We start from the raw sequence: 509 nt of genomic DNA on the forward strand, positions 1-509 counted from the left end.
GCGGGACCGCTCACGCCCTCGAGCAGCTGACGCTCCAGCTCCTCGTAGGCCTCGCGGTACTCGTCTTCGGAGAGGTTGCCCGCCTCGCGTTCGGCGTCGAGCTCGACGAAACGCTCACGATGCGCGGACAGGAGGGCCTGGCGCTCACTGACGGCCTCCGCACGGCGACGGCGCAGCAGCGGCACGACGACGAAGGCGACGCCGGCCAGGGCGCCGGCAAGCAGCACCAGCGTGTAGATCACCGGGGTCACGGGCGCCCTCCCTGGGTGTCGTCGTCATCGTCGTCAAGGCCTTCGCTGAGCAGTCGCCGTGCCCGCTCGTGGTCGCCGGCAGACAGGGCCGGCGACCCGGCGGCGGCGCGGTGCCGGCGCACGGCGACGGCCAGCACGGCCACCGCGATCACCAGCAGCCCCAGCGGCCCGAACCACAGCAGCCAGGTCCGTGGATCCACCGGCGGACGGTAGAGGACGAAGTCGCCGTAGCGGTCGGTCATGTAGCCGATGATGGCC

General features: G+C 72.3%; 2 protein-coding genes. Both read right to left on the minus strand.

From position 1 onward, the window contains the following. Positions 1-251, minus strand: a 251-nt coding sequence (gene ccmI, locus G7A99_RS24700; protein WP_163144722.1) for a c-type cytochrome biogenesis protein CcmI, incomplete at its 3' end; no start/stop codon positions are given. Then, the coding region (locus tag G7A99_RS25880; RefSeq protein ID WP_163144724.1) for a cytochrome c-type biogenesis protein at positions 248-509 on the minus strand (262 nt) is incomplete at its 5' end. The genes ccmI and G7A99_RS25880, both read right to left, overlap by 4 nt.

The organism is Arhodomonas sp. KWT (genome assembly GCF_010993615.1).